Source organism: Mesorhizobium sp. P170090 (assembly GCF_057786115.1).
Genome location: NZ_JBYNWH010000001.1, coordinates 267088 through 284716 on the forward strand (window position 1 = coordinate 267088; position 17629 = coordinate 284716).

The 17629-nt window shown below is 64.4% G+C and carries 21 protein-coding genes; 14 read left to right on the forward strand and 7 right to left on the reverse strand.

The genetic code is table 11. The features are described 5' to 3' along the window. The first annotated feature begins 32 nt into the window (after positions 1-32). Both purE and AC3EML_RS01365 read left to right on the forward strand, forming a co-directional pair. The gene (purE, locus tag AC3EML_RS01360; RefSeq protein ID WP_023752880.1) at positions 33-530 is read left to right on the forward strand and encodes a 5-(carboxyamino)imidazole ribonucleotide mutase; all 498 of its coding nucleotides are present in this window, start codon (positions 33-35) and stop codon (positions 528-530) included. Further along, positions 527-1603, forward strand: coding sequence for a 5-(carboxyamino)imidazole ribonucleotide synthase (locus AC3EML_RS01365; protein ID WP_023752879.1), 1077 nt, complete (start codon positions 527-529; stop codon positions 1601-1603). The genes purE and AC3EML_RS01365 overlap by 4 nt, the downstream gene beginning before the upstream one ends. 37 nt (positions 1604-1640) lie before the next feature. On the opposite strand, the gene AC3EML_RS01370 is transcribed toward AC3EML_RS01365, so the two are convergent. Further along, the gene (locus tag AC3EML_RS01370; protein WP_023684031.1) at positions 1641-2069 is read right to left on the reverse strand and encodes a lysozyme inhibitor LprI family protein; all 429 of its coding nucleotides are present in this window, start codon (positions 2067-2069) and stop codon (positions 1641-1643) included. A gap of 242 nt (positions 2070-2311) precedes the next feature. Here AC3EML_RS01370 and ykgO point away from each other — a divergent pair, with 242 nt between their 5' ends. The 4 genes from ykgO (at position 2312) to AC3EML_RS01390 (ending at position 4830) form a co-directional block, all read left to right on the forward strand. Beyond that, a complete protein-coding gene (ykgO, locus tag AC3EML_RS01375; RefSeq protein WP_006327841.1) occupies positions 2312-2437 on the forward strand; it encodes a type B 50S ribosomal protein L36 in 126 nt (41 codons plus the stop codon). A 113-nt stretch (positions 2438-2550) separates the two neighbouring features. Continuing rightward, complete coding sequence (locus AC3EML_RS01380; RefSeq protein ID WP_023711628.1) at positions 2551-3132, forward strand: tetratricopeptide repeat protein; 582 nt, start codon at positions 2551-2553, stop codon at positions 3130-3132. Positions 3133-3290: 158 nt separating this feature from the next. Beyond that, on the forward strand, positions 3291-4358 hold the full coding sequence (locus AC3EML_RS01385; protein WP_352522057.1) for an alpha/beta fold hydrolase: 1068 nt from the start codon (positions 3291-3293) through the stop codon (positions 4356-4358). 7 nt (positions 4359-4365) lie between these two features. After that, positions 4366-4830: a hypothetical protein gene (locus AC3EML_RS01390; RefSeq protein ID WP_352511933.1), complete on the forward strand. Its 465-nt coding sequence runs from the start codon at positions 4366-4368 to the stop codon at positions 4828-4830. Between the two features lie 8 nt (positions 4831-4838). Here the strand turns inward: AC3EML_RS01390 and pyk are convergent, their stop codons facing one another. Together pyk and AC3EML_RS01400 are read right to left on the reverse strand one after the other, a co-directional pair. After that, positions 4839-6284, reverse strand: a complete 1446-nt coding sequence (pyk, locus tag AC3EML_RS01395; protein ID WP_023673117.1) for a pyruvate kinase — start codon at positions 6282-6284, stop codon at positions 4839-4841. Further along, the gene (locus tag AC3EML_RS01400; RefSeq protein WP_023673118.1) at positions 6281-6769 is read right to left on the reverse strand and encodes a DUF1036 domain-containing protein; all 489 of its coding nucleotides are present in this window, start codon (positions 6767-6769) and stop codon (positions 6281-6283) included. Before AC3EML_RS01400 ends, pyk begins: the two co-directional genes overlap by 4 nt. A 246-nt stretch (positions 6770-7015) precedes the next feature. On the opposite strand from AC3EML_RS01400, the gene AC3EML_RS01405 reads away from it, so the two are divergent. The 3 genes from AC3EML_RS01405 to AC3EML_RS01415 all read left to right on the forward strand — a co-directional run bounded on the left by AC3EML_RS01405 (position 7016) and on the right by AC3EML_RS01415 (position 9465). Beyond that, a complete protein-coding gene (locus AC3EML_RS01405) occupies positions 7016-7813 on the forward strand; it encodes an N-formylglutamate amidohydrolase (RefSeq protein ID WP_023752876.1) in 798 nt (265 codons plus the stop codon). A 12-nt stretch (positions 7814-7825) separates the two neighbouring features. Next, on the forward strand, positions 7826-8134 hold the full coding sequence (locus tag AC3EML_RS01410) for a DUF1244 domain-containing protein (protein WP_023690051.1): 309 nt from the start codon (positions 7826-7828) through the stop codon (positions 8132-8134). Between the two features lie 155 nt (positions 8135-8289). Then, positions 8290-9465 (forward strand): MFS transporter, encoded by a 1176-nt coding sequence (locus AC3EML_RS01415; protein WP_352522056.1) that lies wholly within the window; start codon positions 8290-8292, stop codon positions 9463-9465. Here the strand turns inward: AC3EML_RS01415 and AC3EML_RS01420 are convergent. Further along, a complete protein-coding gene (locus tag AC3EML_RS01420) occupies positions 9429-10337 on the reverse strand; it encodes a LysR family transcriptional regulator (RefSeq protein WP_352522055.1) in 909 nt (302 codons plus the stop codon). The two genes, AC3EML_RS01415 and AC3EML_RS01420, sit on opposite strands and share 37 nt — an antisense overlap. 94 nt (positions 10338-10431) lie before the next feature. On the opposite strand from AC3EML_RS01420, the gene AC3EML_RS01425 reads away from it, so the two are divergent. Genes AC3EML_RS01425 through AC3EML_RS01445 form a run of 5 tightly spaced genes read left to right on the forward strand, consistent with a single transcriptional unit; the run spans position 10432 to position 15395 of the window. Continuing rightward, the gene (locus tag AC3EML_RS01425) at positions 10432-11448 is read left to right on the forward strand and encodes an SDR family oxidoreductase (RefSeq protein WP_352522054.1); all 1017 of its coding nucleotides are present in this window, start codon (positions 10432-10434) and stop codon (positions 11446-11448) included. 49 nt (positions 11449-11497) lie between these two features. Then, the gene (locus AC3EML_RS01430) at positions 11498-12358 is read left to right on the forward strand and encodes an FAD binding domain-containing protein (RefSeq protein WP_023816392.1); all 861 of its coding nucleotides are present in this window, start codon (positions 11498-11500) and stop codon (positions 12356-12358) included. Next, positions 12358-12840: a (2Fe-2S)-binding protein gene (locus tag AC3EML_RS01435; RefSeq protein WP_023684040.1), complete on the forward strand. Its 483-nt coding sequence runs from the start codon at positions 12358-12360 to the stop codon at positions 12838-12840. The genes AC3EML_RS01430 and AC3EML_RS01435 overlap by 1 nt, the downstream gene beginning before the upstream one ends. Further along, a complete protein-coding gene (locus AC3EML_RS01440) occupies positions 12837-15101 on the forward strand; it encodes a xanthine dehydrogenase family protein molybdopterin-binding subunit (RefSeq protein WP_023752872.1) in 2265 nt (754 codons plus the stop codon). The genes AC3EML_RS01435 and AC3EML_RS01440 overlap by 4 nt, the downstream gene beginning before the upstream one ends. A 48-nt stretch (positions 15102-15149) precedes the next feature. Next, the gene (locus tag AC3EML_RS01445) at positions 15150-15395 is read left to right on the forward strand and encodes a MoaD/ThiS family protein (protein WP_023712829.1); all 246 of its coding nucleotides are present in this window, start codon (positions 15150-15152) and stop codon (positions 15393-15395) included. A gap of 276 nt (positions 15396-15671) precedes the next feature. Here AC3EML_RS01445 and AC3EML_RS01450 read toward each other — a convergent pair whose 3' ends face one another. The 3 genes from AC3EML_RS01450 to AC3EML_RS01460 are packed head-to-tail and all read right to left on the reverse strand — an operon-like array spanning position 15672 to position 17508. Continuing rightward, positions 15672-16514, reverse strand: a complete 843-nt coding sequence (locus AC3EML_RS01450) for a DUF3618 domain-containing protein (RefSeq protein WP_023752871.1) — start codon at positions 16512-16514, stop codon at positions 15672-15674. Continuing rightward, a complete protein-coding gene (locus AC3EML_RS01455) occupies positions 16511-16903 on the reverse strand; it encodes a phage holin family protein (RefSeq protein WP_023693628.1) in 393 nt (130 codons plus the stop codon). Before AC3EML_RS01455 ends, AC3EML_RS01450 begins: the two co-directional genes overlap by 4 nt. Next, positions 16900-17508 (reverse strand): hypothetical protein, encoded by a 609-nt coding sequence (locus AC3EML_RS01460; RefSeq protein WP_023752870.1) that lies wholly within the window; start codon positions 17506-17508, stop codon positions 16900-16902. The genes AC3EML_RS01455 and AC3EML_RS01460 overlap by 4 nt, the downstream gene beginning before the upstream one ends. Positions 17509-17629 lie beyond the last annotated feature (121 nt).

The window sequence follows — 17629 nt, forward strand, 5'->3', positions numbered from 1 at the left end:
TAAGGCGCGCCTTTACCGCCGGGAGCATGCGCTTGACCGACCACCGCGCCGACGTCGCCATCATCATGGGCAGCCAGTCCGACTGGGCGACGATGCGCCACGCCGCCGAAACGCTGGAGGCGCTGGGCATTCCGCACAAGCGGCTGATCGTCTCCGCCCACCGCACCCCGGACCGCCTCTATGATTTCGCCAAGGGCGCCAAGGCGGCCGGCTACAAGGTGATCATCGCCGGCGCCGGCGGCGCCGCCCACCTGCCCGGCATGACGGCGGCGATGACGCCGCTGCCGGTGTTCGGCGTGCCGGTCGAATCGAAGGCGCTGTCCGGCCAGGATTCGCTGCTCTCCATCGTCCAGATGCCGGCCGGCATTCCGGTCGGCACGCTTGCCATCGGCAAGGCGGGTGCGGCCAACGCCGCCCTTCTGGCGGCCGCCGTGCTGGCGCTGAACGACGAAGAACTTGCCGCCCGCCTGGATGCCTGGCGCGCCGCCCAAACCGCCAGGGTCGCCACCGAACCGACGGACGCGCCGTGAGCCTGCCCGCGGGATCGAGCATCGGCATCATCGGCGGCGGCCAGCTCGGCCGCATGCTGGCTGTCGCCGCAGCGCGCCTCGGCTACCGCACAATTATCCTCGAACCGCAGGCCGATTGCCCGGCGGCTCAGGTCGCCAACCGCCAGATCACCGCCGCCTATGACGATGCGGACGCCCTTGCCGAACTGGCGGCAGTCAGCGCCGTCGTCACCTACGAATTCGAGAATGTGCCGGTAGCGGCTGCCGGCGCGCTCGCCGCCAAGGTCCCGGTCTATCCGCCGCCCAGGGCGTTGGAAGTCGCCCAGGACCGGGTGGCGGAGAAGCTATTCCTTAACAGCATCGGCATCAGGACAGCGGATTTCCGCTCCGTCGACAATGACGACGAGCTGACGGCGGCGCTGAGAGAGTTCGGTGGCAGCGGCATCTTGAAAACCCGCCGCATGGGCTATGACGGCAAGGGCCAGCGCGTCTTCCGCAACATGGAGACGGGCGGCTTTGCCGGCACATGCGAGACCATGGGCAATGTGCCGCTGATCCTCGAATCCTTCGTCGCTTTCGAGCGCGAAATCTCGGTCATCGCCGCGCGCGGGTTGGACGGCGCGGTCGCCGCCTACGATCCGGCTGAGAACGTCCACCGCGACGGCATCCTGCATACCTCGACCCTGCCGGCCCAGATCAGGCTGGAGACGGCGGCGACGGCACAGGGGGCGGCGGCGAAAATCCTGTCGGCCCTCGACTATGTCGGCGTCATCGGCGTCGAGTTCTTCGTTCTTGCCGATGGCACGCTGCTGGCCAACGAAATGGCGCCGCGCGTGCACAATTCCGGCCACTGGACGGAAGCCGCCTGCATCGTTTCGCAATTCGAGCAGCATATCCGCGCCATTGCCGGCCTGCCGCTGGGCAACCCTGGCCGGCATTCAAACTGCATCATGGAAAACCTGATCGGCGACGATGTGCTGCGCGTACCCGCTTTGCTCGCCGAGCCCGATCTGATGCTGCATCTCTACGGCAAGGCGGAAGCGCGCCCAGGCCGCAAGATGGGCCATTTCACGCGCATCAGCCGCCGTAGCTAAGCCATTCCGGCACTTTGCGCGAGGGCGTGGCTCGAGCCTATTGCAGCTCGTCGTTCAGATCCCCGTCCTCGTCGGGGCTGGCGCAACTCGCATCGCCTTCCCTACAATTGGCGCCCGCGGTGAGCTGTTTGATGCGCTGGTCCGTCAGTTCGGTCAGGCATTGTGAAACCTCCATCGGATGGATGGAGCCGCCTTCGCTGTCTGTCGTCGTATAGGCGCATTCGGCGTCGCGGAAGGCGATCCAGGCGCGTTGCGCGACCTGCAGCAGCTTCCTGCCCTTGTCGTCGTTGCGACCGACGAGATCCTTGTAGGCCTGGTTGAGCTTGGCATCGGCGGCCCGATAGTCCTCGCCGGCGCAGATGTTCATCATCTGCTGGCTGTCGTCGTTGCGGTCGCATTCCTGCGCCTGCGCGATGGAGGCGGCTGCCATAACGGCAAGGCTCGCGGACACAAACAACAGGCGCATAGAGGTCTCCAAATCGGCTTGCGGGTGCCGCACCATTCCAGCCCGCCTTCGGCCGCGCAATGGCGTGGAGCCGAGATGGCGGATATTTGATGGCCAAAGCCATTCTCGGCCTCTATCCAGCACGCTTGCGGTTGACACGGGCAAGGCTCCTCGTTTATGAGCCACCGCAAGTTCAAAGGCGCGCTTTTCAGGCGCGCCTTAATAATTCGGCCCGGACAGGGCCCAGACCGACGGGCAAGACCATGAAGATCAAGAATTCGCTCAAGGCGCTGAAGGCGCGTCACCGCGACAACCAGCTGGTTCGCCGCAAGGGCCGCGTCTACATCATCAACAAGACCGCTCCACGCTACAAGGCGCGCCAGGGCTGAGTGTTCGGCCGGAGGCTCGTTGCCTCCGTCCATACGATGGTAATTGCCTGGTTTCAGGCACTTTCACGCTAATTTCAGTTTGACGATCCGCCGTCCGGGGTTAGATTCCGGCGATGCGGATTCTTTTTGCATTTTTGGCGACCCTGTTTCTTTTCGGCGTCGCTCCGGCGTCGGCGGACGATCCGCCGGCAAAGCCGCCGGTTGCCCTGACCAGGGAAGCCAGGCTCGACCAACTGTTTGCCGAGCTGAAGCGCGAGCGCAACGAAAAGGCGGCCGAGCGCATCGCCGGGCGCATCTGGGGCGAATGGTTCCAGTCCGGCAGCGCCTCGATCGACCTGATGATGCAATGGTCGCAAAAGGCGATGGACGACCAGAAGTTCGACGTCGCCCTCGACTTCCTCGACCAGGTCGTCGTCCTGCAGCCAAAATATGCCGAAGGCTGGAACCGGCGCGCCACCGTGCATTACATGATGAAGAATTTCGGGAAGTCGATGTCCGACATCGACCAGACGCTGCAGCTGGAACCACGCCATTTCGGCGCGCTTTCCGGCCTGGCCCAGATCATGGCCGCCACCGGCCACAAGCAATCGGCGCTGGAAGCCTGGCAGAAGGTGCTTACCATCTATCCGATGATGCGCAGCGCCCAGGACCAGGTCGCGGCAATTTCGGAAGAGCTTGCCGGCGAAGGAATTTGATTAGGCAGTAGGAATTAGGGATTAGTGAGTAGTCAGTAGAGAAGATTGGTCGAGACGCCACCTCCCTACTCCCTACTCCCTACTCCCTACTCCCTACTCCCTACTCCCTACTCCCTACTCCCTAGAACTTATCCCCCTCCACCCCCGTATCTCCGCGCATGAACCTCATTTACGCCGCCTGTGCTTTGCTCCTCGCGCTCGTCTTTGCCCTGGCCGGTGTCACCCGGGCCGGCGCGTGGCTGATCGAGTGGCGCAACCCGCCGGCCGGCGAATTTGCCGACATCGACGGCACCCGCATCCACTATGTCCACGTGCCGGCTCCGCAAAATGCAGAGCTGCCGGCCATCGTCTTCATCCACGGCGCCAGCGCCAATCTCAGGGATCAGATGCTGCCGATCAGGCCTTTGCTCGAAGGCCGCGCCGAGATGGTTTTCCTCGACCGGCCGGGCTTCGGCTGGTCGGCACGCGGCCCCGGCAACAATGAGAGCCCGTCGGCGCAGGCCGACACCATCGCCAGCCTGATGGACCGTCTCGGCATCCACAATGCGATCATCGTCGGCCATTCCTATGGCGGCGTGATCACCGCCGCCTTTGGCCGCGAACACCCGGAGAAGACGCTCGGGCTGGTCTTTCTGTCGCCGGTCAGCCACCCCTGGCCGGGCGGCGCGACCGCCTGGTACTACAAGCTGACCGCCACCCCCATCATCGGCTGGCTGTTCTCGCAGACATTGACCTATCCGGCAGGCACGCTGCAGATGGACGGCGCCACGGCCTGCGTGTTTTCTCCCAACAAGGTGCCGGAAGGCTACGTCGACAATGCCTCGATTCCGCTGGTGCTGCGTCCCGGCGCTTTCCGCGCCAACGCCATCGATGTCGCCGGCCTCTACGACTATACGCTGAAGGCCGCGCCGCATTACCGCGACATCACAGCGCCGACGATCGTCATCTCGGGCGATCGCGACAAGGTGGTCTATGCCTCGATCCATTCGGTCGGCCTGGTCAGGGACATCCCCGGCGCCGAACTGATCTGGGTCCACAATCTCGGCCACAAGCCGGATTGGATCGCCTCCGACCTCGTCGTCGGCGCGATCGAGAAAGTCGCCGGCAAGGTCGTCGACCTGCAGGCAATGGCAAAAACCGTGGAAGCACGCATCGCCGGCGATGCGTACAACGGTGCACAGTGCCCCGACATTACGGTGCCCGACGCGCAACTCGCCCCGACGTGACGGCCGCATGTATGTCCTGAAGCACGGAATCAAGAAAAACCCCGAAGCGTTCTGGGCGCTACCGGATCGCATCTTCTTCGGCTACGGCGCCTGCCACATCCTTGCGGGCACCTTCCTCAGCCATCCTCCCCTGGACGGATTCTACGGCGAACGGATCATTCCGGGCGAGGATTTCTACGGCAACCATATCTATATGACGAACGGCGTGATCGCCTTCGACTATCACGGCTATTCCAGCCGAGCGCGGCTTCTGCAGCACCATGGAAGGGGATGGGCTTCGCATAGCGCAGGCTGGCACTGCACGCTGGAAAGGGTCGATTTCGACCTGCTCGACACCGCCGACCTCAACCGGCGAAAGATGCGCGGCCCGGATCAGTATCTCTATGACCCAATCCCTCGCGCACACCGCTTCCTTCGGCGCATCGATCACGCCGAAGGTGCGGCAAGAGCGCTGCGAACTGTGATGAGTTGAAGCCTCTGTCAACCTATGTTGCGGGTGGCCTGCACGTCCGACCCGACATAGGCGATGCGCAGCATGTTGGTCGAACCCGGCGTCCTCAGCGGCACGCCCGCCGTGATGATGACGCGGTCGCCCGGCTGACCGAACCCCTCTTCGAAAGCGATGCGGCAGGCGCGGTCGACCATGTCGTCGAGGTCGCTGGCGTCGGGCGAGACGACGCAATGCGTGCCCCACAAGAGCGACAGCCGCCGCGCCGTGTTGAGGATCGGCGACAGCGCGATGATCGGCACTTGCGGCCGCTCGCGCGCGGCGCGCAGGCCCGTGGTGCCCGACGCCGTATAGGTGATGATCGCCGACAGTTTCAGCGTCTCCGCAATCTCGCGGGCGGCGAGCGAAATGGCGTCGGCGCCGGTTGCTTCCGGTTCCGAGCGCTGCGCGTTGATGATGCCGGCATAGGTCGGGTCGGTTTCGACCTTGGTGGCGATGCGGTTCATCATCGCCACCGCCTCGACCGGATAGGCGCCGGCAGCGGATTCGGCTGAAAGCATGATGGCGTCGGCGCCCTCGAACACGGCGATCGACACGTCGGACACCTCGGCGCGGGTCGGCACCGGCGCGGTGATCATCGATTCCAGCATCTGCGTGGCGACCACCACCGGCTTGCCGGCGCGGCGCGCGGCGCGCGTGATCTGCTTCTGGATGCCGGGCACCGCTTCCAGCGGCATTTCCACACCGAGATCGCCGCGGGCGACCATCAGCGCGTCGGAGAGTTCGATGATTTCGGCCAGCCGGGCGACCGCCTGCGGCTTTTCAATCTTGGCCATGATCAGTGCCCGGCCGCGCGCGATCTTGCGGGCTTCCGCCAAATCCTCCGGCCGCTGCACGAAGGACAGCGCCACCCAGTCGACGCTTTCCGCCAGCACCGCATCGAGGTCCTTGCGGTCCTTTTCGGTCAGCGCACCGACCGGCAGGTCGGTGTCGGGCAGGCTGACGCCCTTCTTGTCGGAAATGGTGGTGCCGGCGACGACGGTGCAGGTGATAGACTTGCCGTCGCTCTTCACCGCCCTGAGCTCCAGCTTGCCGTCATCGATCAACAGACGGTGGCCGGCCTCGACCGAACTCAGGATTTCGGGATGCGGCAGGTAGACCCGGGTCGACGTGCCGGGCTCGGGATTGTTGTCGAGGGTGAAGGTCTGGCCCGGCGTCAGAACCTCCTTGCCGTTGGCGAACTTGCCGACGCGCAGCTTCGGTCCCTGCAAATCGGCCAGGATGCCGATCGGACGGCCAACTTTCTCCTCAACCGCGCGGATGCGGCCGACCAGCGTGCGCATCAACTCGTGATCGGTGTGGCTCATATTGATGCGGAAGACATCGGCCCCGGCTTCGAACAGCTTCTGCAGCATCTCCTCGGACGAGGAGGCAGGACCGATGGTGGCGAGGATCTTGACCTTGCGGCTACGTCTCATTGACTGTTTGTTCCCGGGGCGGCTGGAGCGCCTCCCGTTGTGGACTCATCGGTCAGCTGGACCATCCAGCTTGCCTGCTCGCCCGTGTCATATTCCTGGAATCCGGCGCGCTGGAAGCCCCGGGCGACGCAATCGGTAACGCCTGCGATCTTGAACTCTTTTTCAGCCACGCACATGTTGATCGGGCCATCCCAGCGCCCGCCGCGCTCGGCGTCTTCTGCATAAAGATAGTAAAACCTTGATGACAGCGGACCTTCGATCAGCGTCTTGCAGCTCGATCCTTCGATGTGCCACCACCCCTCGGTGATCCAGCCTGCCTTGGCGCGGTAGCCGATGCCAACGCCGACCAGGTTCTGCGTGGCGTTGCAGACGCGGAAATCGGCGCGGGCAGGCGAAGCCGCGACCAGCGCGGTGAGCCCTAGCGTCAGGGTCAGGAGCGGCACGGCAAAGGCGGTGCGCGCACGCGGCCTGCCGGCGGAACCCATCCCGAAACCCCTCAATAACGTCATCTGCATCTCTCAACGCCCCTTTTCGGAAAAGTCCGGGCGCATGTCAACGCGCCGTTCTGTCCAATTCCAATCGATTTAGAAAGGCCCCCGACACGCGATCTGCCGCGCGTCACAGGATTTTCGCAGAAACCGTGGCCAAACAACGGCATTGCGCAACAATCCTCTTCGTGGGAATGACGGTACCACCCTCCCCGGAAGCCAGCGAACAGACCTTTCCAGCCAATGACCCGATCCACAGTTTTCGCGCCTTTCGATATCGTCGAAGGCGACCGCAAGCGAGGCATCGTGCTTGTCGCCGACCATGCCCGCCGCGACCTGCCGGAGCAGTATGGCAGTCTCGGCCTGCCGGCGGCGGAACTCGATCGCCATATCGCCTACGACATCGGTGTCGAGACGGTGACGCGCGAACTGGCCGCAGCGCTCGACGTGCCGGCGGTGATCGCCAATTTTTCGCGGCTGCTGATCGATCCCAATCGCGGCGAGGACGACCCGACGCTGATCCGCCAGCTCTATGACGGCACCGTCGTGCCGGGAAACTATCCTATGGCACCGGCCGAACGCGAAAGGCGGCTCGACGGCTTCTACCGGCCTTATCAGGACGCGGTCGGCGCCATGATCGCGTCGGTGGCGCACGCCTCAGGCAAAGCGCCGTTCATCTTCTCCGTACACTCCTTCACCCCTGTCATGCAGGGCTTCATCCGCCCTTGGCATGTCGGCATATTGTGGGACCTCGACGACCGCGTGGCGCGGCCGCTGATCGACATGCTGGCGCAGGATAAAAACCTCGTCGTCGGCGACAATGAACCCTATGACGGCGCGTTGCGCGGCGACACCATGTTCAAGCACGCCATCGTCAACGGCTTTGCCCATGCGCTGATCGAGATCCGCCAGGACCTGATATCAGACCGCAAGGGGGCGCTGGCCTGGGCGGAACGGCTGGCGCCGATCGTTGACGCCATCGACCGCCGTCCCGATATACATCAGGTGAAGATGTTCGGCTCGCGCACCGGGCCGCTGTGAGGATCCAAGGCAATGACCGAACTCAGCGATGACCAGAAACGCGATTTCGAGGCCGCGGCCTTCCGCCGGCTGGTCGAGCATCTGCGCGAGCGCAGCGATGTGCAAAACATCGACCTGATGAACCTCGCCGGCTTCTGCCGCAACTGCCTGTCGAACTGGTATCGCGAAGCGGCCGAGGCTGAGGGCGTCGATCTCGGCAAGGATCAGTCGCGCGAAATCGTCTACGGCATGCCCTATGCGCAATGGCAGGCGCTGAACCAGACCGAGGCTTCGGACGCCAAGAAAGCGGAGTTCGAGGCAAGACGGCCGAGGGATCACTGAAGTAGCGCGCGGTTCACAGGATTGACGTCGGCGGGACAGCGCCTAACGGTTTCCCCTTAGATGTGGCCCACAAGCTTTTCGCAGCCAAGCGCTTGACGAGAAATTGAATCGATCTAATTTGCCGCGCAAAGCCATTCTTTGACCGGATTCGGGCCATGAACGCGCAAGACACCATGCAGAGCGCCCTTCAGGGGCGATGGGCCGTAGCAGCGATCTTCCTCGCCAACGGCTTCCTGACCGGCAGCTGGGCGCCGCAGATTCCGGTGTTCCTGACCCGGCTCGACATCTCGAAATTCACCCTCGGCCTGCTGATCCTTCTGTTCGGCGTCGGCGCGGTCGCGGCCATGAGCTGGTGCGGCCATCTGATCTCCAGGCATGGCTCGCGCACCGTGTTGCGCTGGTTCGGCCTGTGCGGCAGCCTCGGCCTGCTGATCGTGGCGCTGGCGCCCAACGTGCCGCTGGCGTCGATCGCCATGATCATCTTCGGCGGCTCGATCGGCGGCATGGATGTCGCCATGAACGCCAATGCCGTGGTGGTCGAGCGCCGGCTGTCCCGCGCCATCATGTCGTCCTCGCACGGCTTCTGGAGCCTCGGCGGTTTCGCCGGTGGCGGTCTGGGCGGTTACGCCATCCAGACTTACGGCCACCTCGCCCATGCGGCTGTGGTCACGGTCATAGCTTTTGCCGTCATTGCCGTGGCGGTCGGCTACCTCATCGCCGAGGACAAGCCGCAGGCCGCCGAGCATCACAGATTAACGCTGCCGGCCAACCCGCTGGTCTATCTTGTCGGGCTCATGGCGCTGCTGACGATGATTTCCGAGGGCGCCGTGCTCGACTGGGCAGCGCTTTATCTCAGGCAGGAGCTCGGCGCCGACCTCGCCATCGCCGGCCTTGCCTACGCCGCCTTCTCCGGCGTCATGGCTGTCATACGCTTTTTCGGTGACGGCGTGCGCAACCGCTTCGGCGCGGTGGCCACGCTGCGCGGCTCGGCGGTGGTCGCCGCCGCCGGCATGCTGGTCGCCGGCCTGTCGCCTTCGCCCTGGATCGCCATCGCGGCTTTTGCTCTCTGCGGCTTCGGCATCGCCAATATGGTGCCGATCATCTTCTCGGCCGGCGGCAACCAGGAAGGCATGTCGTCGGGCACCGGCATGAGCGTCGTCACCACCATGGGCTATTCCGGCATATTGGTGGCGCCGTCGGCGATCGGCTTCGTTGCCGAGCATTCCAGCTTCGGCCCGATCTTCGTCGCCATGTCGGCGCTGCTGATCGTCGTGCTGTTGATGGCCGGACTCGCTCACCGCGCCGAATTCGCGGCCGCCCCCGCCGAATAGCGCTTCAGCTCCTCATAGAGGAAATCCGCGACGCGGCGGATGCGCACGCTGGTGCGCACGTCGCGATGCATGGCCAGCCACACCGGCAGGCTGGGCAGTGGCAGGCCGGGCAGCAGTTTCTCCAGCGACGGGTCGCTGTCCGTCAGCGGCTCCTGGCCAAGACCGACGCCGTTTCCCGCCCGCAGCGCTTCCCACAGAACGATCTGGTTATCGGTCCTGAAGCGGAAACTGCTTCGGGTGACGGGGATGCCGGCCTGGGTAAAGCCCCGGATCATCTCGTCGCTGCGGTCGAAGCCGATCAGCGGATGGTCGAGAAGGTCGGCGGGCTTGAGCGGGCGTCCGTGCCTGTCGAGATAGGATTTCGCCGCGCAGCAGCAGAGCTTGATATCGCAGACCTTGCGCGCCGTCAGCTCGTTCTGCGCCGGCTTGACCATGCGGATGGCGATATCGGCATCCCTTCGCAGCAGGTTCTCGACCTGGTTCGAGGCGACGATCTCGACCTCGATGCCGGATTCCTCGATGCCGAGCCGCGCCGTCATCCTCGGCAGCACATAGGCCGCCACCACCTCGCTGGCGGCAATGCGCACCGTGCCTTCGATCGCCTCGACCGAGCCCAATGCCAATAGTGAGAACGCGCTCGCCTGCTCGCTCACGGCCTTGCCGCGTTCGAACAGCGTGGCGCCTGCTTCCGTCAGCGCATAGCCGCGCCGCCCGCGCCGGAACAAGGTGACGCCCAACGCCTGTTCGAGCTCACCGATGTGACGCCCGAGCGTCGGTTGGCTGGCCGACAGTTTGCGCGCCGCGGCCGACAGGCTGCCGGTCTCCGCCACGGTGACGAAACTCTTGATCAGGTTCCAGTCGATATCTTCCATTCAATTATGAATAACAAAGCTGCATCCCTAGTCAATTTTCATTCGCATATGGAGGCATCATATTCGCCGTGCAAACACAAACACGGAGAAGAAAATGACCAAGATCGCAATTCTAGGCGCCAATGGCCGGCTCGGCCGCGTGGTTGGCAAGGCCTTCATCGACGCCGGTTTCGACGTCCGCGCCGTCACCCGCAGCGGCAAGGTCCCAGCCGAACTCAAGGGCGCCACCGCCGTCGCCGGCGATGCGCTCGACCGCGAGGCGCTGATCCGCGCCACGCAAGGCGTCGACATCATCTTCAACGGCCTCAACCCGATCTACACCGACTGGGGCAAGTGTCTGCCGATGGCGGAGAACGTCATGGCCGCCTGCCATGCCAATGGCGCGCTGCATCTTTTCCCCGGCACTGTCTACAATTACGGCTCGCCGATGCCTGAGGTGGTGACCGAAGACACGCCATTCCGTCCGACCACCGAGAAGGGCCGCATCCGCTGCGCCATGGAAGCGCTGTTTCGCCGCGAGGCCGATGCCGGCCGCGTCCGCACCATCATCCTGCGCGCCGGCGATTTCTTCGGCGGCACCGGCAGCGGATCATGGTTCGACCTCGTCGTCGCCGCCAAGATGAGCAAGGGCGTCTACACCGCGCCTGGCCCGGCCAACCTCGTGCACGAATGGGCCTATTTGCCGGACTTCGCCATCGGCTTCGTCGGCCTGGCGCGTAATCAGGGCAAGCTCGGCTTCTTTGAGGCGCTCAACTTCCCCGGCCACGCCGTCACCGACATGGACATCAAGGCCGCGGCCGAGAAGGCGCTGGGCCGTCCGCTGAAACTGACCTTCATGCCCTGGTGGGTGCTGCGCGCCGGCAGCCCGTTCGTGGCGATGTGGCGCGAGATCGTCTCGATGTCCTATCTGCGCTTCGAACCGCACCGGCTCGTGTCCGACCGGTTGGAAGGCATCATCGGCGAAGTCCCGCACACCCCGCTGGACGAGGCCGTGGCCGAGGCCTTGAAGGACATCGGCATCAGCCTCAACAATGCAAAGACGCCGCCTAGACAAAATCTCTCGCGGTGCTGGCCCAATCGCTGGAAATCAGCAACCGGATGGTCATTATGAGGAGACTGTTTATAACGGTCGGCGAGATCACCATCACCAAGGGGAGACGATGCGTTACATACGTCCGCTTTCAATCGAAGACGCCGTTGGCCTGCTGGCCGACGCTTCCGGCACATCAGCCATTCTCGCTGGAGGCAGTGACCTCCTCGTTCGGATGAAGGGCGGGTTTGTCGATCCCGACCTGATCGTCGACATCAAGGCGATCGAGGGCTTGAGCGAGATCAGGGAGACGGCCGACGGCTTCAGCATCGGCGCCACCGTCCCCTGCGCCGTCCTGGGCGAGAGCTCGGTTCTGAAGAAGGCCTGGCCCGGTGTCGTCGAAGCGTCGAAGCTGATCGGCTCGAAACAGGTCCAGGGCCGCTGCACCATCGTTGGCAATCTGTGCAACGCATCGCCGGCCGCCGACAGCGTCCCGGCCTTGGTGGCCGCCGCCGCCAAGGCCGTGGTTGCCGGCCCCTCGGGCAAGCGCACCATTCCTGTCGAGGCCGTGCCGATCGGGCCCGGCAAGACCTCGCTCACCAAGGGTGAGATCGTCGAGGCGATCCTGCTCGGCAAGCGGGAGCCGCGTTCGGGCGACGCCTATCTCAGGTTCATTCCGCGCACCGAGATGGACATCGCCGTGGTCAGCGCCGGCGTGAAGCTGTCGCTCGACGAGCATGGCGTCATCACGGCCGCGCGCGTCGCGCTGGGCGCCGCGGCCCCGACCGTGCTTCTGGTGGAAGAAGCAGCCGAGGCTCTCATCGGCAGGAAGCTGGACGAGGCGGCACTTGAGCGGCTCGCCAAGATCTGCGCTGGGGCCTGCCGCCCCATCGACGACAAGCGCGGCACCATCGAGTTCAGACGAAAAGTTGCGGGCGTGCTGGCCGGACGGGCCGCGACGACCGCCTACGCACGCGCAGGAGGCAAATGATGGCCGGTGTAGCAGTTTCAACGACAATCAACGGCGATCACGTCGAATACCTTTGCCAGCCCGACGAGACGTTGCTCGACGTCCTGCGCGATCGGCTCGGGCTGACCGGCGCCAAGGAAGGCTGCGGCACCGGCGACTGCGGCGCCTGCTCGATCATTCTCGACAATCGGCTGGTCTGCTCCTGCCTTGTGCTTGGCGCTGAAGCCGAAGGCCGGCATATCGAAACCGTCGAGGGCATGGCGCATGGCGATCAGTTGCATCCGCTGCAGCAGAAATTCCTCGAGCATGCAGCCTTGCAATGCGGCATCTGCACGCCGGGCTTCCTGATCGCGGCGAAGGACCTTTTGGCCAAGAACCCCGATCCGACCGAGGAAGAAATCCGCTTCGGCCTCGCCGGAAACCTCTGCCGCTGCACCGGCTACGACAAGATCGTGCGCGCGGTCCAGGATGCGGCCAATGTGATGAAGGGAGCGCACGCATGAACTTCGATCCACGCTTTTCGGGCCGCAAATTCTCCTCCGTCGGCACGCGGCCTATCCGTCCCGACGGCGTCGACAAGGTGACGGGACGCGCCCGTTACGGCGCCGACTTCAACATGGCGGGACAGCTGGTCGGGCGTGTCCTGCGCAGCCCGCATGCGCATGCCAGGATCCTCAAGATCGACACTTCGAAAGCGGAAAAGCTGGCCGGCGTGAAAGCGGTGATCACCGCCGCCGACCTGCCCGACCTCACCGATGGCGACGCCGCCATGTATGACGTCCTCGACAATTGCATGGCGCGCGGCAAGGCGCTCTATGACGGCCACGCCGTGGCCGCGGTCGCCGCCGTCGATGCCCGCACGGCCAGGCAGGCGCTGAAGCTCATCGAGGTCGAATACGAGCTGTTGCCGCATGTGACCGATGTCGACGAGGCGATGAAGCACACCGCCCCCTTGATCAACGACACGATCTTCACCGAGGGTCTCGAGGAAAAGCCGGCAAAGCCGTCCAACGTCACCAAGCGCAGCCAGTTTGGCCATGGCGATGTCCATCAGGGCTTTGGCCACGCCGATGTCATTGTCGAGCGCTCCTTCAAGACCGAGCAGACGCATCAGGGCTATATCGAGCCGCATGCCTGCGTGGCGAGCGTCTCGTCGGACGGCACCGCCGACCTCTGGGTCTGCACGCAGGGCCATTTCGTCTACCGCCAGCATTGTGCGCAACTGCTCGGGCTGGAAGCCTCGAAGCTGCGCGTCACCTCCTCGGAGATCGGCGGCGGCTTCGGCGGCAAGACCCATGTCTGGGCCGAGCCGGTGGCGCTGGCGCTGTCGCGCAAGGCCGGTCGGCCGGTCAAGCTCGTCATGACCCGCGACGAGGTGTTCCGCGCCTCGGGTCCGACCAGCGCCACCTCGATCGACGTGAAGATCGGCGCCCGCAAGGACGGCACCATCACTGCCGCCGAAGCGACGCTGCGCTACACCAGCGGCCCCTATGCCGGCACATGGGCCGAGATCGGCGCCATGACGGCCTTCGCCTGCTACAAGCTCGATAACGTCAAGACGGTCGGCTTCGAAGTGCTGGTCAACCGGCCGAAGACCGCGGCCTATCGCGCACCCTCCGCACCGATGGCGGCGTTCGCGGTGGAAAGCGCTGTGGATGAGCTGGCCAAGGAACTCGGCATGGATCCGGTCGAGTTCCGCATCAAGAACGCCGCGCAGGAAGGCACCCGCTCCTCCTACGGTCCGGTCTACGGCCCGATCGGCATCGGCCCGACGCTGGAGGCGGCCAAGCACCATCCGCACATGAAGGCCCCGCTGGGCAAGAACCAGGGCCGCGGCATGGCCTGTGGCTTCTGGTTCAACTTCGGCGGTCAGACCTGCGTGGACCTGAACATCGGCATGGACGGCTCGGTGTCGCTGGCCGTCGGCACGGTGGACGTCGGCGGTTCGCGCGCCTCGCTGTCGCTGGTGGCGGCGGAGGAGCTCGGCATCGACTATGCCCAGCTCAAGGCGGTGGTCGCCGACACCTCCTCGCTTGGCTACAACGACATGACCGACGGCAGCCGCGGCACCTTCTCGTCGTCGATGGCGACGATCTCGGCCGCCCGCAACGCCATCAAGATCCTGCGTGAGCGCGCGGCGCAGACGTGGGACATCCCCGTCGACGACGTGGTCTGGGAAAACGGCCACGCCATCGCCAAGGGCGAGAAATACGGCAATCTTGCAGCCCTGTCGCTGAAGGAGATCGCCGCGGCTTCCGGCAAGACCGGCGGCCCGATCGCCGGCCACAGCGAGCTCGTCGCCGACGGCGCCGGCGTCTCCTTCGCCACCCATATATGCGACATCGAGGTCGACCCCGATACCGGCTCGACCAGGGTGATCCGCTACACGGTGATCCAGGATGCCGGCAAGGCGGTGCACCCGACCTATGTCGAGGGCCAGTACCAGGGCGGTGCCGCGCAAGGCATCGGCTGGGCGCTCAACGAGGAGTATATCTACGGCAAGGATGGGCGTCTCCAGAACGCCGGCTTCCTCGACTACCGCATCCCGGTCTGCTCGGACCTGCCGATGATCGACACGCAGATCCTCGAGATCCCCAACCCCAACCACCCCTATGGCGTGCGCGGCGTCGGCGAAACCTCGATCGTGCCGCCGCTGGCAGCGATCGCCAACGCAGTGTCGAACGCAGCCGGTGTGCGCATGACCCACATCCCGATGTCGCCGCCAAGGGTCCTCGCCGCGATCGAGGCGGAACGGGGAGCATGAGGGGGCTAAAGTGCGCAGCGGTTTCGGACACGCTCCAATGAGGCTCTGATGGTCGAAGTCACGCTCTGGGGCGCGCTCGGCCAGCTCGCCGGCGGCCAGAGCAAGGTCGAGGTCGAAGCCAAGGACATAAGGGAGCTGTTCAGGAAATTGGCTGAACAGTATCCCGGCATCGAGCCCTGGATCGAGAAGGGCATCGCGGTGGCGATCGACGGGACCATCTATCGCGATACGTGGTCGAAGGAACTGCCGCAGGGGGCGGAGATTTTTCTGCTGCCGCGGTTGGCTGGGGGGTGACGGGGGGTGTCGCCCTACGTCCCAGAGCGGACCGGCATCCTCGGTCTGCGAACTTCAAGTGCAATGTCGGTCCTCGCCTAGATGCCAGTTTTGCTGACCGCGTCTTATCGGCGGCGGGTTGGCCAACAATCCAGAGAACCTGATCCGCTGGATTACTATCGACAAGGGACATCAGTCCGCACACGGCTCTGAAGTGACTCGAGCGGGTCACCGTTTGACGGACAACACCGGCCCCTTTCTGGAGAGGCCGGCTATCGTTGATCCAGGATCATCAAGCTAGGTTTGGCGCTGAGACGTATCGGAAATTCGTTCGCGCACGGCATGCTCGGTCTTGTCTGCTGTGGACTTCACGATCTCGCCGAGCTGATCGGCTATCGTGTCTGCTTCCATATCTTGCCGGCCAGCTTCCTGCTTGATGGTCTCATAGGCGTCGGCGGCGACCTGCTTGGCCTCATCGAGGCCCCTGTCGAGCAAAGTTTCGGCGGAATCGCGAAGCTTGTCGCCATAGGCGCCTAGTTGCTCGTCCTCCGTTGCGGTATGGGGCAGCATTGCACCTATAGCGGCGCCGATGGCGAGACCGACGGCCGCTACGGCCAAGGGTTGATCCTCCAACAGATCTTGCGCGGAGCGGCTGGCTTTCGCCGCCATGTCCCCAGTCGTCGAGCTTGCATTGGCAGCGCTTCCCGTCAGACCCGCCGCAGCGGCTCTTGCGGTGCTCGATATGGTGTCGCCGACGCTGGCAGCGCTCGAGGAGAGCGATTCCGCGGCGTCGGAGAGCGTGCCGCCCAAGCCGCCGCGCTCCCCTGCTACATCATGTCGTCCTGGCGCTGAAGGCAATGGATAGCCAGCCGAACGGTGGGCGGTGTTTGAGGTACCGCTGCCGAACATCAGCCAGGCCAGACCTGCGCCCACCATGGTGACCGGCAAAGGATTATCTCGGACCTGCGTTCTGAGATTGCTGAGCATGGCCGCGCTCTCCCCTCCCGAGAACAGCCCGGTGAACTCATCCAGCAATTGTCCAGGCGTCATCTTGCCTCGAATGGATTCGGCGGTCTCCATCACCCGAGCGCGAGCAGCCTCGGCCTCGCGTTCAAGTTCGGCTGCGGATTTCTCGTTCATCTCACCTGTTCCTTAATCGCGCTCGCGTCGCGCTTGAGCTGTCCCTGGGTCCGGTCGGGGGTAAGTTCCGAAGGCGCCATGCTGGCCGTCCCGGTCCGCAGCAGGATGACGCCGAGGACCGCCACGACCACACCGACCAGCAGGGAAGACCACCCCGCGCCAAGCCCTGCCCGCGTCAGCGCGATAATGAGCGCCTGCAGCAACACCAAGAGCGCGGCGAGCAGGCAAATCGCGCCGCCCAGCACTTCCGCGGCACCTGCTCCGGCTTTGGTAAGCTTTTCAGAGAGCTCGGCCCGAAACAGCCTCGCCTCGGTTTGCACCAGAGTGGTGACATTCTGGGCCAAATCGGTGACTAGCCCGGCAAGGCTGGGATTGTCCTGGTTGTTCATCTGTCCTGCTCCGCGATCTGCGTGGCCCCATCATCGCCGACCACGCCAAAATCTTGTGGACGATCAGCGGACCAACCCTGTGGCTGATCGGTGTGTGATCTGAGGCCTCCCGGAGCGGCCTCAGAATCGGGCGTTGCCGGCGGAGAAGCCTTGATGAACCGCCCGAGAGCCAATCCGGCCAACACCGATCCCGCAAGCAGGACACCGGGATTTTGCCGGCCGAAGGACTGCACGTCATCAAGGACTTGGCTAAAGGGCTTCTGTTTCAAGGACGATGAAAGCCGCTCAAGGCCACTGGCAGCATCCAAAGCGAACTTCGATGCGTTCCTTTCATCGTTGCTGGCAAGGTGATCGCTGGCCGCTCGCAGTGCACCACCCAACGCCGCCAAGCTCGATCCGATGTCGCGCTGCGCCTCCTCCGCCTTGTCGGAGATGACCTGCGTGGCTTCAGATGCATAGTCGCCAGCCTTACGGGTCACCTCGTCCCGCGCGTCGTGAAGCAACTCGCTGGCACGCTCATTTTCCTGGCGAAGTCTTTCGGAGACGTCGCTTTGCGCCTTGTCGAATTCGGTGGGCTGTCCGCCCTGATCCTTCTCATGCTGCATGAGGCCACCTAGTGAAAACCGAGGAAGGAGAGGACCGCGAGCACGACGACGATAAGGCCGATAAGATAGATTACACTGTTCATGTGCACGTCCTCCGTAGCTTTCCAACTTCGACGAACCT